13 protein-coding genes are annotated in these 12,895 nt (G+C 44.6%); 7 read left to right on the top strand and 6 right to left on the bottom strand.

All coding sequences use genetic code 11. The features are described 5' to 3' along the window. Window positions 1–9: 9 nt before the first annotated feature. A complete protein-coding gene (locus tag E1919_RS10130) occupies window positions 10–2,733 on the bottom strand; it encodes a hypothetical protein (RefSeq protein WP_237144222.1) in 2,724 nt (907 codons plus the stop codon). Between the two features lie 332 nt (window positions 2,734–3,065). Here E1919_RS10130 and E1919_RS10125 point away from each other — a divergent pair, with 332 nt between their 5' ends. After that, window positions 3,066–3,536: a DUF4126 family protein gene (locus tag E1919_RS10125; protein WP_162053270.1), complete on the top strand. Its 471-nt coding sequence runs from the start codon at window positions 3,066–3,068 to the stop codon at window positions 3,534–3,536. Window positions 3,537–3,648: 112 nt separating this feature from the next. On the opposite strand, the gene E1919_RS10120 is transcribed toward E1919_RS10125, so the two are convergent. From E1919_RS10120 to E1919_RS10110, 3 genes are all read right to left on the bottom strand, one after another. Further along, a complete protein-coding gene (locus tag E1919_RS10120; protein ID WP_162053268.1) occupies window positions 3,649–4,347 on the bottom strand; it encodes a CPBP family intramembrane glutamic endopeptidase in 699 nt (232 codons plus the stop codon). A gap of 126 nt (window positions 4,348–4,473) precedes the next feature. Beyond that, window positions 4,474–4,911: an acyl-CoA thioesterase gene (locus tag E1919_RS10115; protein WP_237144215.1), complete on the bottom strand. Its 438-nt coding sequence runs from the start codon at window positions 4,909–4,911 to the stop codon at window positions 4,474–4,476. 270 nt (window positions 4,912–5,181) lie between these two features. Continuing rightward, entirely contained in the window at window positions 5,182–5,619 is a 438-nt protein-coding gene (locus E1919_RS10110; protein WP_162053266.1) for a nucleoside deaminase, read from the bottom strand. A gap of 495 nt (window positions 5,620–6,114) precedes the next feature. On the opposite strand from E1919_RS10110, the gene E1919_RS10105 reads away from it, so the two are divergent. The 4 genes from E1919_RS10105 to E1919_RS10090 all read left to right on the top strand — a co-directional run bounded on the left by E1919_RS10105 (window position 6,115) and on the right by E1919_RS10090 (window position 9,069). Beyond that, complete coding sequence (locus tag E1919_RS10105; RefSeq protein WP_162053263.1) at window positions 6,115–6,933, top strand: phospholipase A; 819 nt, start codon at window positions 6,115–6,117, stop codon at window positions 6,931–6,933. 181 nt (window positions 6,934–7,114) lie between these two features. Next, the gene (locus E1919_RS10100; RefSeq protein ID WP_162053260.1) at window positions 7,115–7,324 is read left to right on the top strand and encodes a response regulator transcription factor; all 210 of its coding nucleotides are present in this window, start codon (window positions 7,115–7,117) and stop codon (window positions 7,322–7,324) included. Between the two features lie 255 nt (window positions 7,325–7,579). Continuing rightward, complete coding sequence (locus E1919_RS10095) at window positions 7,580–8,257, top strand: peptide-methionine (S)-S-oxide reductase MsrA (protein WP_162053258.1); 678 nt, start codon at window positions 7,580–7,582, stop codon at window positions 8,255–8,257. A gap of 335 nt (window positions 8,258–8,592) precedes the next feature. Beyond that, window positions 8,593–9,069, top strand: coding sequence for a DinB family protein (locus E1919_RS10090; protein WP_162053256.1), 477 nt, complete (start codon window positions 8,593–8,595; stop codon window positions 9,067–9,069). A 156-nt stretch (window positions 9,070–9,225) separates the two neighbouring features. Here E1919_RS10090 and E1919_RS10085 read toward each other — a convergent pair whose 3' ends face one another. Next, window positions 9,226–9,507 carry a hypothetical protein gene (locus tag E1919_RS10085; RefSeq protein ID WP_162053254.1) on the bottom strand — a complete coding sequence of 94 codons (282 nt, stop codon included), beginning with the start codon at window positions 9,505–9,507 and terminating at the stop codon, window positions 9,226–9,228. Between the two features lie 401 nt (window positions 9,508–9,908). Between E1919_RS10085 and E1919_RS10080 the strand changes: the two genes are divergently transcribed. Both E1919_RS10080 and E1919_RS27335 read left to right on the top strand, forming a co-directional pair. Next, on the top strand, window positions 9,909–10,637 hold the full coding sequence (locus tag E1919_RS10080; RefSeq protein ID WP_162053252.1) for a DUF4397 domain-containing protein: 729 nt from the start codon (window positions 9,909–9,911) through the stop codon (window positions 10,635–10,637). Between the two features lie 287 nt (window positions 10,638–10,924). Then, window positions 10,925–11,749 carry a membrane or secreted protein gene (locus E1919_RS27335; RefSeq protein WP_202915892.1) on the top strand — a complete coding sequence of 275 codons (825 nt, stop codon included), beginning with the start codon at window positions 10,925–10,927 and terminating at the stop codon, window positions 11,747–11,749. A gap of 28 nt (window positions 11,750–11,777) precedes the next feature. Here E1919_RS27335 and E1919_RS10070 read toward each other — a convergent pair whose 3' ends face one another. Then, complete coding sequence (locus E1919_RS10070; protein WP_162053250.1) at window positions 11,778–12,695, bottom strand: lytic transglycosylase domain-containing protein; 918 nt, start codon at window positions 12,693–12,695, stop codon at window positions 11,778–11,780. Window positions 12,696–12,895: the final 200 nt, after the last annotated feature.

Below are 12,895 nucleotides of genomic sequence, written 5' to 3'. Positions count from 1 at the left end.
TCTTTATTCTTAGTTAAGCATCGATAAAACATATTCCCTGGTCTCCTCAAACAGGTTGTCAACTTTGCCGGCTTTTTTATCCAAGATGTACCTCGGAAATTCCTTTTCCTGAAGCCTCGGTATCATATAACAGGCAACAGACATAGTCCATGAGTTAAACCCAGCCTTGTTCTCCAGGAGAATTTCCTCAATAATGACACTGGCGGGCATCTCTTTCGTGTGCGGCGGCACCACCTGGCCTTTACGAATATCCTGCTCCAACTCAATTAACGTGTTTATGCCGTTAAAGTACTTCTGCGGGATAAGCAGTTCCAGCATTTCGATGGCGTTATAAACTTTAGAGGCATCACCAACATTATAAAGCTCCATGACACGCTCAATCTGCGATCGGTCATAGAGCAGCGACAAACTTTTGAAGTGCATCTGTATGTCCTGATGAATCTCAGAACATACAGCATCCTGTAGTGGTGCAACAACTTCATCGGATACCAGATGCAGGTAGTAGGTAGCCTTCAGCAGGCTCTGTTCCAGCTTTACCTGGGTCCAGCTTCTAAGAAGAAGCTGCGACTCAGCAGACACAATTGCTTTCTGCTGCCAGAGAGCATCCACTACTGCTGCAGTAAAGCCCGTTTCCTCCTTCAGCATCCGCTCTAAAAAGGCAATAGAATACCCGCCCCTCATTTTACCGGCAACTTTGATGAGCAAGCTCGTTATTGCCTCCGGATATAGCTTGTCAAGGATATATAGAGTCGCAAAAACTGAATCCCCGAAGTGCACCAAGGCTTTCTGAAGCGGGAACAGGGCTTTTTTCTCTAACGCCACCTGCACCGTTTGCTCCAATAAGGCAAAGTCTTTCACCTCCCCCACTGCCTCGATAGCTTTTTTATAGACCGCTGGTGCTTCATCCTGTAGAAAAGTCTCCAACACCTGCTCATAATCACTCCGCCTGGTTTCAGTAATAATTTCTATAGCAACAAGCTTATCTTCTTCATTTCGGCTGTTTACCATCTTCAACATTTCCTCTGCTACAACAGCATCTGCCTCCACTTGGTTACGGTACAGAAGACCAACAATGGCTGCTTTCTTACAGGCCTTGTCCAGGTCTTGTATTGAAGCTGACTGACTCGCTAGGTTTTGTGTGTCGAGGTAATAAAGTGCCTTCATTAAATGAGGCTTTATGGCTGGGTCGAAATTCGCTCGCAGGCGACTCTTGAGCAGCGGCAGAGCTTCTGCCAGTCTGTTCTCCATAATTCGGGAAACTACATACTCTTTCACTTCACAGGACTTACTATGCAGCTGCCCGAACAACAGCGTGTTGATATCCTTATAACCGGATTTTTCCAGGAGATGAAGGGCATGAATGGCTTTTTGTGGCTTATTGCTACGTGCTTTCTTCACCAGTACCTCTGTCACTGACTCGTCGTTCAGGAACAGCTCTGAGCCTGTAAAGTAGCCACGCTTGATAACGTTGATCAGAGTACGCATATAAGACTTACGAATCAGAAAAACACTTGCAGCCCAAACCAGCAGCAACACAAAGAGCAGCCTTGACACTAAGGTTATATCCAAACCGCTGTGGTACTGCAGGTACACGGTCAGAAAAACACCGACACCCATTAGCGCGAATGGCAAGGTGTAGCCTTTCGCAATTAAATGTCCCTTCAGGCGGCTATGCGGGTGGAGCGGCTGAAACAGGACGAAAAAAACCGGCTCCTGCAGTGTAGAACGTAAAATTTCAGACAGCAACACCATTACCCCAAAAACATACAAGTGAGTTGTTAAGCCCTCTCCGGATATAATAATGAAACCGTTAATAGCCAGTAACAGCAAGGGCGCAATCAGCAGACAGTTCGTCACGCCTAGCCGCGCAATTACCCTGCTGCTGAAAACCAGTTTGATACCAATTGCGATTAACCTGCCTAATGCAAAGAAAACAGCAACAAAGGTGGCCAGTTCATGATCATTTGCGCTGTACTTCAGCTTGATTTCTTCCAGGAAAGTAAAGTCTATGATAGCGTAAATAGTATAAGCTAGCAACGACCACAGGGCAATGTTGAAAATAAGTCGGTTATGAAAGTAGCGACTTATAATAGATTGGCTTTTATGCTTCGGGGGTGCTGCTGAATGATGCGTATTGTCATGCTCCCCATTTACCTTTTCTTCAGAGATGTACCTTTGCAGGAGTACGTACGCCACAGCGAAAGCGACAACAGAAACCCACAACAGGTTAACCACCCCGATTAGCGGCACAAGCGCTGTTACGGAGAAATAACCCAACATTTTAGCGGGTATGTCGCCAGCTCCAACAATGGAAAACAGGCGCTTGCTCTCCCGCACATTAAACATAATAGCGGTCATTCCCCAGAAAGCATAGCCCACCAGCATGTATACCACCACATTCCAGGCACCCAATAACGGCGGCATCCACTCAATTGTAAAAAAGGTCAGGCAGAGCCAGTAAAGCCAGACAGAAGTGGCAGAAAAGATGGTTATCACCTGCAGCAGCTTTTTAGACGACATGCGTGCCTCCAGCCTGGCATAAATCAGGTTGGCTATAAATAAAAGAACCGCTGCCAGGATATAAATTTTCGGGAATATGGCAACAGGGTAAGAAGAGAGAATGAGCGTGAGCGAACTTGTAAACAAAAAAGCAGTGGCCACACCCATAAAGTACTGCACGATAAAAAGGTGCCCTACAAGCCGCGCTTCGCTTGGCTTTATGTTTAGAAGCAAATTAATCCGCTTATACATAGGTGTACATTCATCTGCTGAGTTTTAACATCTCACTGAACTAAATTGCATTCCTTATCAGAAAATACTGTATAAGTTAAAAAATTAGTTACATAAATTACATATTAACACTGAAAAAGATTTAAATGTCAGCGAGAGGATAAAATTTTATTGTATACACGAAGGAAAGACGCATTGCCGTAGCTTTGCATTGCTCTTACCTTTTAAAGAAGTAAAGGCTGAACCACAATTGCTGCAAAACCAATTATGGAACATCTTCGTCAGTTTTTTAGCTGCAATCAGATACCCTGCGTAAAGGCTTAAAAACAAAAGCTATGAACAACACACTTTATAAAACCCTAGCATTCGGTGCCCTCGCTGGCATGCGCTCATTAGCGGCCCCTACACTAATCAGTCACTTTGTGAGTCAAGATGAGAACTCTCCTCTTCAAAACACTCCTTTACGTTTTTTAGGAAACAGCACGGTAGCCATGGTTTTGAAAGGGTTAGCAGCCAGTGAACTGGTGGGAGACAAAGTGCCGGGTGTGCCTGATAGAATAGAACTGCCTTCCCTGATCATGCGGAGTGCTACAGGAGCAGTGGCAGGCGCAGCTATATATTTAATAAATCATAAAAAGGCGGTAGAAGGAGCTGCAATTGGTGCAGCGGCAGCCATTGCGGCCACCTACGGCAGCTTTTACCTTAGAAAAACCCTTTGCGAGAAAACCAGCCTGGCCGACCCAATATATGGCGCACTGGAAGATGCGCTTGTCATCGCTAGTGGTATAAAAGCAGCTCAAATGTAACACAGCTATTGTACAGAAGAACGGCACAGCCCGCTATCTAACTGCAGAAGCGGGCTGTGCTGCCTTTTTTCTTTACCAGTACAGGGCTAAGGCTAGGCTAGGCTGGTATGATTTAGGAATGGCGTGAAAACCTAACTGGACGAGCCTGCTGCGTGAGAAGCACGATAAGGAGCACGGCGAACGCCAGGACCGGCAGCTGAAGGTAAAACATGCTTTCTAAATTACTCAGGTAGCGGGTGTGTACCGACGTCACCGATGAGAACAGGCTGCCACCCTCTTTGTTAAAGATGATTTGATCAATAAAATTCCAGCCCCAGTGCAAACCAATTGGAAAAGCCAGTGAACCCGTTCTCGAGTAGGCATAGGCAAACATAAGTCCCCAAAGGCCGGTGTTCACAAACACCCAAATCATCATAACAGGGTTACCCAATACTCCGAAGGTAAACCAATGGTAAATACCAAATGCAGCTGCACTAGCAAGATTTGCCTTTTTCTCCCCCACCAACGTAATGGTTTTATATAGGAAGTATCCCCTGAAAAGCAGTTCCTCGAATAAAACAGACTGGAAGGTGCTGTACAGGCCCTCAAATAAAAATCCACTTCCTGTGTCAGGGGCAGGCTCCCAACTAAAGTTGGCTATAAAAGACAGGAGATAACTTAATATTACGGCCAGACACAGCGTAGCCAGAAAGCCCAGCAGCAACTGCAGCACCCTTAAAAGCGAAGGCCTCAGCCCTAATACGGCGAGGCTTTTATGCTCGAGCCGCAGCAGCCCCCAGAAAGCAAAAAGTATAACTACATTGCCCAACATATCTTGAGAGGCTTGTGTATATGCAGTAGCAAAAAGCAACTACCGCTGCTTTAGAGCATGCTGTATTTTGTCTGGAAGAACAGAAAGTATCACACTACTCTTAAACCTCGTGCGTGCAGACCGCTTTTAAGCACGTATTTCCTCGAAGTCGATGCTTTTTGGCAGGGTTGCAAATTTTTCAACAAGATCTGCTGGAAGCACTGTCAGCTTGCGCTTCTCTACGTCTAACCAGGCACCATCCACAGTAACCACGGCAGCCCTAACGCCATCCTCCCGATATACAATGTGGCGTATGGACCAGCGGGACCCATCAGGACGGCTCTTGGTTAACTCTATGGTTACCTTTATTCTTTCATTAATTCCTACCTCACGCAGGTAAACAAGCTCTTCACGAAAAAGTATGGGTCCTACCTTCAGGTCCTGAAAGGTTTTGAAGTCGAGGCCGAGGCTGTCTAGGACGGATATACGGGCTTGTGCGGCAAAGTCAGCATAAGCTGAATGGCGCATGTGCATATTAACATCCAGGTGAGACCACATTACTTTACCTTCGTAAACATTGTTCATTGTATTAGCTATTATATTCGTACTTGAAATACCATTAAAGAGCCCAAAGCATCCTGTTCTATTTTCATACTGCTTTGCGCAAAAAATGCCTATTCTGTCATTACCTGCATTGCACGCCAAATATAGAATAATCCACTTAAAGAGCAGCGATTTGTTTTCAGGACAGAGGTTTTTTAAAATAGCCACTGAAACAGACAACTTACCATCGGCGCTTTCATACAAGAGCAAACTACGTGCCTCCCTGCATTAGATGGTTCTTTATGTGATTTGTTATACCCCAATGTCCTCATTCCAGAGGGCAGGCTTTTCATTTATAAACTTTTGCATGAGATCAAGGCAGGCACCATCATCCACGACAACCACTTCTACTCCTTTTGAACGTAACAAATCTTCCTCTCCCAAAAATGTCTTGTTTTCTCCTATCACCACTTTAGGGATGCCATATAAGAGTATGGTACCTGAGCACATAGAGCACGGGGAAAGTGTTGTATAGATGGTGCATTCTTTATAAACAGAAGCAGGCTGCCGGCCGGCATTCTCAAGAGCATCCATTTCTCCGTGCAACACCACACTGCCATTCTGAACACGCTTATTATGGCCTTTGCCGATAATTCTGCCCTGATGCACTAGTACCGAGCCGATAGGAATACCGCCTTCAGCATACCCCTTCTGCGCCTCATCAAAAGCAACTTTTAAAAATTCGTCCATGTTAAATTTACTAGGTTCAGAAGATTTATTATTAACCCTTCAAAGCTAAAGTTTAAAGTGCATGTTTCCTCTTCTCATACAGTTTAGTTTCAGGCTATCATTCAGGCAGCATCGCTGTTGAAGTTCGGAAGGCGTAACAATTCTGGCCCTATTTTTAGATTCCTAAGGTTAACCAGATCACTGCCATGAACACGCGGTGCCATGTTTTTACCAGAAGCTCCCCTGAAGTTTAATATTCAGAATATTAAATTAATAAATTTTAACGACAAAGGTGGCGCGTATTTATATTAATTCGCAAGAAGCCTAATTTTAACTCATCTGCCACAGACGCTTTTCTCATCACGCATGAATCTATATGTACTCTTCAAAACAGGAAAGCTTTATCTCTGCAACTTTAAAGTAACGGCAGAGTATCTACAAAGCAGCAGACACCCTCTATTATAAAACCTAAGCATTAGTTAGCTATCAGGGCAGTAATCCCAACTTAACAGCAGCATGATAAAATACATGAGGTTCCTATGCCTTCTTATTGTTATCCTTTCAGCCAGAACAGGGTATGGGCAGCGAATCAGCAGAGATTCGGCCACGCAGATACTAAAATTAACGCCTGCATTCACTATTTACAAAGACAACTATATTGTAACCGGAACCACACCAACGGAGGTGCCGACAGGTGAAAATTCGGACGTAAAGTATCAGATTAGCTTTAAGCACCGGCTCACCGGTGCGAGCCTACCTTGGAATTCATACCTGTTTCTGACCTATACACAAAAAGCTTTCTGGAATATCTATTCATGGTCCAGCCCATTTAATGAGATAAATTTTAATCCTGGCTTAGGCTTAGGCAAACTTCTTTTTAGAAATGGAGAACTGCTAGGGTCATTGGCGCTTCAGATAGAGCATGAGTCGAATGGCCTGGACAGCACACTGTCCAGAAGCTGGAATTATGTCTCTGGCAGCTATACTATGCTCATTACTCCTAAATCTATTGTACAGTTTAAGGCATGGCTCCCTTTCTTTTACATGACAGATAATCCGGACCTGATAGACTATGTTGGCTACACACAGGCCATGTATATATTAGAAATTAAAAAGGAAAAGTTAATCCTGGATGTTCTGGGCAGGAAGGGCGCTCGTGGCTGGAATGGAAACATACAGGCACAGCTAAACTATAGACCTACCAATTCCGGAAATGCATTTATCACCTTACAATGGTATCATGGGTACGCCGAAAGCCTGATTGACTACCAGGAAAAAACCAACATGCTCCGATTAGGAATAAGTATAAAACCCTTCAATTACTTGTTCTACTGAAGGATACAAAAAAGTAACAGAGCACTGCTCAACCTATAGCCCTCTCAACTATTCCTGGGAGACGAAGCGCATAAAAAATCACCAGAACTGGGTATTGCCCTTGTTATAATGTCATTAGATATTTGATTATTGAATTATTCTAAAGAGTAGTGGTGAATGAAGTATCTAAATGACTATTTATATGAAAGCAAATTTACAAATCCTTAGCTGGCGGGAGTGCTCTATAATAGCCTATTTAGCGGATGGCTATACCAACAAGCAAATTGGAGAAAAATTTAATTTAAGCGAGGATGATGTGCAGGAATACCTTCGAAAAATGATGCGAAAAAAGGGGTTTAACCATTCCTATCAGCTTATCAGCTGGGCTTACCTGGATGGCGTGTTGAAGTAAAAAAAATCATTCCCCGTTTTTCTTTTTATAATTGGACACACCCACTCTTCTTTTCTGCAGGAGGCAGTAAGGCTGCTTATCTTTGAGACGGCTCTTCCAAAGCACTTAACTCGCCCCACTACAAGGTCATTTAACACAATACTGCAGCCTACCTCCCTCGTTTTACTCACAGAAGCACGGATGTAACGTTTGTTACACAATATGCTCATCACTCTCCTTTTACAAAAGCCTGCTTTATGCGTACATCAGTTAGTGATGTATGATATCCGCTTAATCAAACCATCCCTGGACCTGGCTGCTCCTGAGCAAACAGAGTTGGCAACCTTTTCTATGGGCTGCTTCTGGAGTCCCGATGCTCTTTTTGGGAGTTTAAAAGCTGTGGTTCGCACGCGGGTAGGATATGCAGGCGGCACCTCAGCAAATCCCACCTATTGGACTCTGGCAGATTACATCGAGACGCTGCAACTGGAGTATGACCCTGCCAAAACAAATTACAGTGATCTACTGCAGCTGTTTTTCTCCAGCCATAAAGTTACCCGTGCCCCCTGGAAGAGGCAATATATGTCTGCCATATTTTACCATAACCCGGAACAGGAACAACAGGCCCGGCAGGCTAAAGCACACTTGATAGAAACAACAGGAGAAAAAGTATATACTGAAATATATCCGTTCGAGAAATTTTACCTTGCAGAAGATCGGCACCAGAAGTACAAACTGCAGCGCCAGCCTGCCCTCCTGGAAGAGTTTCTGGAGATATATCCCGCCATCACTGACCTGATTCGCTCTACAGCAGCAGCGCGTGTTAATGGTTACCTGTACGGGTATGGCAACATGCAAAACCTGGAGCATGAAATAGTTAGCTTCGGCTTATCTCCTGCCAGCCAGAAAATAATGCTTGAGAATGCGAAAGCGCGCAGGCTAATAGGATTTTAAACCAGTGGTAGTAGCCACTGGTACTGACCTGTAGTACATTACACTACTTCTCTGATGAGAAACTGGTTTCGGTGCTCCTTTATTGAGCCCATATATATCACACATACAAGGGAACTACCCAAATCAGCACCTATCTTGAGAGGGAAGGCATACCCGTAACAGATGCCAACAACCTAAGTGGAGACGAGGGCACAATTGTCCGGGTAAATTGATGGAATGAAAATTTGGCTAACTTAACAGCTGACGTTACGCAAGAGTCCCAGCGGTGCCTTAAACATCTTATAAACTGGTGAAGCGTAACGCCTTTGAATAGTTACTCAATTGATTTAACAGCTATGGAACATGACAAACAGCTCCGCGAACAACTGGTAAAGCTCTTACGCGGTGGGCAGGCCTCTAAAACAAGAGATGAAATTCTGCAGGGTATCAGTCTGGAAGAGGCGGGCAGAAAAGCCGCTAACCTCCCTTATACCATATGGCAATTGCTCGAGCACCTGCGCATTGCCCAATGGGATATTCTGGAATTCAGCCGCAACTCGCAACACCAGTCGCCGGAGTGGCCGGAGGGGTACTGGCCGCAGGAAAAAGCGCCAGCCAACGAGGCTGCATTAAACAAAACACTGCACGCTATTACTACTGACCTTGAAGGAATGGTAAATTTGATAAAGGATCCGGCCAATGATCTTTTTGAGCCATTCGCACATGGCAACGGACAGAACCTGCTTCGGGAAGCCATGCTTGTTGCCGAGCACAACGCCTACCACCTTGGGGAAATAGTAGTGCTAAAGCGATTGATAGGAGATTGGGAATAAACATGCAGCTAACCTGCGTCGCGCGCGGCTTCAATATAATATTGCCAGGCTTATCTAATGAATACCCAAAGCTTCGGTCTCTAAAAAGGAAAGAGGGTGACCTTTAGGGACACCCTCTTCCAAACGATTGATTTATTTTCAATTAAAAGTGCAGCTTTAGTAGCTGTTTCTTCTTTTAGCCTGCTGCTCAAGTGCTTTTAACTCGTACTCAGCAGCTTTAAGCCTGCTTTTGGCAGCTTTTTCCCTTTGTTTCGCTTCTTCCGCATACTGCTCTGCTTGCCTTACCTCCTGTTCCAGAGCCCTTACCTCTTGTTGCTGTGCAGCTACGTAAGGATCATCTGATACGCTGTTGCCAGATAAAACAGAGCAACTAAACATAATAGGTAAGAACAAAGCCATTGTACTGGATGCTACTGCTTTGCTTGTAAATATTTTCATAAAATGTTATTTAGTTTAACATATATAAATACGGGTATAATGTGCAGGTTGTTTGTTACCAGGCTACGGTGGCTCCTCATATTGTAATAATGCGTAAGGCTTTGAACAGTTCTGAGTCTGCTGAAACCAAATGAAAAATTCAACTTCAGGGTTGCACATCTCCGTCATATAGTCGAAACCGAATATTATTTCAGAAGGTCATACAGCTCATCCAGCACTTAAATGATAAACTAATTAATTCTCGCTATTCTCAGGCATAAATAAGATCAGAGTACTTGCAACCATACCGCTGTCTTTTGGGGTCTATCCCATATCAGCACATTCTGAACTGAAGCATTTGTCAAAGTGTGATGTGCTGACAGCAAACAATTATTTGTTCTTCTAATCTATCACACATTATTATGAAAAAAAAACCAGGTAAGCTGTCTTTAAGTAAAGTTACAGTCCTCTTATGCAGTTTATTAACCATTTCCTTAACCTCATGTCTCGATGCGCAGGATTCAGACAATGATGTAGTACAGCCTGCTACTTATATTTCCATTTACCATGGAGCACCCGATGCCCCTGAGTTTGACATTTTTGTAGATAACAGCCGCATCAACAGCCAAGCCTTTAAGTATGCCAATTATTCAGATTATTTTAACTTTATAACACCTGGAAATCACCGGCTGAAGTTTACGCCCGTTAACGCTTCGAATGCTTTCATCGACACAGCTCTAACTTTTAGTGAAGGTAAAATATACTCCCTTTTTGCAGTAAACCGGCTGCAGAACATAGAGCTGCTGGCACTACAGGATAGCCTTATAATACTTGGTACTGGTGAAGCCGGTTTACGTGTGGTACAGCTTTCTCCTGACGCCCCTGCTTTGGATATTGTCATGATAAAGAACAACACCAGCAACTCCTTCACAACCAACTTGGAATTCAAAGAGACTACAGCTTTTAGAAAAGTAGCGTCAGGCACCCATACCATTCAGGTAAGAAGGGCAGAGAATCAGGATGTTATATTGTCTGTTCCTAACATTACGTTAGAGTCTGCAAGAAATTATTCGTTTATCATCCGGGGATTTGCAACACCTCCCACCGGAAACTTGAATGTGCTGAGTTTGCAGGTAATCCGTAATTATTAATTGATACTGCTTTTAATCCCTTAGGAGTTTTTTACAGGCCGCTTCTCTCGTGAGAGAGGCGGCCTGTCTTTTTATATAGGGCTACTTGTACCTCCCTCCTGCTACACCTGCGCTGAAAGCGGCTTTTCGCTTCTTAAACAAAGAAGCAAAAGGTATTGGCAGCACCAACTCCATTTCCGCAATTTCGTTGTACCTTAAAGTCGAATTTGTGTATTTTTAGAGCCTGACATGTCAGGTTACACAAGCGGCAATGAAATAAATTCCTGAAAACCAACCTTCTTTAAGCGATGACAAAAAGAAAATTATTTGCCGACAAAAGTATTTTTTCTCTGGGCTTGCTGCTGCTGGTAGGCTTTACAACTCCACACCTGAACCAGGAAGCAGAAACAGAAGCAGACATAGCAGCCCATGCTGCTGTGCAAGCCACTGACCTGGAAGGAGCCTGGCGTCTTATTGACCCGGTAAAGATGGAGCAAGCAGCCATCCCAAATGCTACTGCCATAAAAATTATGGAAGACGGGCTTTTTTCTGTGGCTTACTATGATGAAGCCGGAAAAAAATTCCTGGGTACCTACGGCGGCACTTATGAGGTTTCAAGAGGTAGTATCTCTATGACATACGAGTTCAACACCTTCGACAGTACCGCAGTGGGAAAAACGGCGACAGGTGCTTATGCTATTCTGAACGACAAATTAGGTATAGAGGGAATCAAAGGACAACAGGCTACCGAAACATGGGAAAAGGTACCGGTAAAAAATGAAGTTTCTCCCCTGGCTGGTGCCTGGCGCATACGTGCCCGCGAAAGAGACGGTCAGATGAGCCCCATGAACCCGGGACCGCGCAAAACGATTAAAATGCTATCGGATAATCGCTTTCAGTGGATCGCTTTTAACTCCGAAACAGCAGAATTCTTTGGTACTGGAGGGGGCACCTATACCACAGAAAACGGCAAGTACACTGAAAAAATTGAGTTCTTCTCCCGCGACTCCAGCAGAGTGGGCCAACAACTTTCATTCGATTTTAATGTGAAGGAAGGCGACTGGCACCACAGCGGCCTGAGCAGTACAGGTAGCAAAATAAACGAAGTCTGGCACCTACAGGCAAATCAATAAAAAACCAAACCAGCAGGTATAGCTGCGACTACTTTGGCAACTGCAGCACAAACTCTTTCCCTTTAGGCACTTTCAGATCATAGCTCTTAATCCATGGATTATGATAGCGTAGGGTCTTATAGTTTGTGCCTTGCTCCAAAGCAAAAGCAGGAAGATCGGGAATAGAAGTAGTGACTGTTAACGGGCGCGTTGGCAAAGGATTATAGCCATGTTCCTCCGAAAAATCAAAGCCGTACTTCTGCGGGTTACCAAGCACTTCTTTCAGTGCCAGGATACGGAACATATAGCGCGACGTCTCATCGTTGAGGTATAAGTCATAGTAGGAATCTACTCCCTGCTTCTTCAGCGCCCTTGAAATGCCACCCATCCCACGGTTGTAGGCGGCGGCGGCATTAGTCCAGGTTCCGAAACGTTCTTTTGCTGTTTTTAAGTATCGGATGGCAGCCAGCGTGGATTTCTCCACATGGAAGCGCTCGTCCACCTCCCCGTTCACAACCATTCCATAGCCACGGGCAGTTTCCGGCATCAGCTGCCAGAAGCCTGCCGCACCGGCTGGCGATGTAACATGCCCAAAAAGGCTTTCGGCAAGGGCCAGGTATACGAAATCCTCTGGTACGTCATTTTCCCGGAGCAGTCGTTTCATTTCAGGAATGTACCGCTGCATTCTCTTTAGGCCCATCAACGTTCTGTAGTGGGAATAAGTGTTTATAAGAATCTCCTTGTCAAGGCGTTCAGCTACATCGGGCACATGAAGTGGTACTGGCTCACCTGCAAAAGTTAGAGACTCAGGCAAAGCAGGTGGCCTAAAGCCTTTTCCTGCTGTAACAGCGCCGGACTCAGCCTCTAACGGAGCCTCCGGTCGCAGGGGCTGCTGACTACAAAGGTGCAACGAGAGCCCTAACAACACCGTTCCCACCCATCCAAATTTCCAATATTGCTTTATCATACGCTCCTCCTATCAGTTTTAATATTCCCCAGTTGTATAACAGCTTTACAACTGTTTTATTCCTAAAGTTAGAAAAAAACAGCCGGGTATCGAAGGACCGTCATCCTAAAAGCAGCTTCATGAAGAGCTCAGGTTCAGGAAATACAATAGTCCTATAAATGTATTATACCTGTATGTCAGGACATTGTTGTAGATGCCTG

This window comes from Pontibacter pamirensis (assembly GCF_010015475.1).
Lineage (GTDB): Bacteria > Bacteroidota > Bacteroidia > Cytophagales > Hymenobacteraceae > Pontibacter > Pontibacter pamirensis.
The sequence above is the reverse complement of the archived record's forward strand: the minus strand, read 5'-3'. Positions and strand labels throughout refer to the sequence as shown.

Bases quoted from the DNA above. Each gene is read 5' to 3' on its own strand.
- E1919_RS10125 (WP_162053270.1), top strand. From the start codon at position 3,066: ATGAACAACACACTTTATAAAACCCTAGCATTCGGTGCCCTCGCTGGC.
- E1919_RS10120 (WP_162053268.1), bottom strand. From the start codon at position 4,347: ATGTTGGGCAATGTAGTTATACTTTTTGCTTTCTGGGGGCTGCTGCGG.
- E1919_RS10115 (WP_237144215.1), bottom strand. From the start codon at position 4,911: ATGAACAATGTTTACGAAGGTAAAGTAATGTGGTCTCACCTGGATGTT.
- E1919_RS10110 (WP_162053266.1), bottom strand. From the start codon at position 5,619: ATGGACGAATTTTTAAAAGTTGCTTTTGATGAGGCGCAGAAGGGGTAT.
- E1919_RS10105 (WP_162053263.1), top strand. From the start codon at position 6,115: ATGATAAAATACATGAGGTTCCTATGCCTTCTTATTGTTATCCTTTCA.
- E1919_RS10100 (WP_162053260.1), top strand. From the start codon at position 7,115: ATGAAAGCAAATTTACAAATCCTTAGCTGGCGGGAGTGCTCTATAATA.
- E1919_RS10095 (WP_162053258.1), top strand. From the start codon at position 7,580: ATGTATGATATCCGCTTAATCAAACCATCCCTGGACCTGGCTGCTCCT.
- E1919_RS10090 (WP_162053256.1), top strand. From the start codon at position 8,593: ATGGAACATGACAAACAGCTCCGCGAACAACTGGTAAAGCTCTTACGC.
- E1919_RS10085 (WP_162053254.1), bottom strand. From the start codon at position 9,507: ATGAAAATATTTACAAGCAAAGCAGTAGCATCCAGTACAATGGCTTTG.
- E1919_RS10080 (WP_162053252.1), top strand. From the start codon at position 9,909: ATGAAAAAAAAACCAGGTAAGCTGTCTTTAAGTAAAGTTACAGTCCTC.
- E1919_RS27335 (WP_202915892.1), top strand. From the start codon at position 10,925: ATGACAAAAAGAAAATTATTTGCCGACAAAAGTATTTTTTCTCTGGGC.
- E1919_RS10070 (WP_162053250.1), bottom strand. From the start codon at position 12,695: ATGATAAAGCAATATTGGAAATTTGGATGGGTGGGAACGGTGTTGTTA.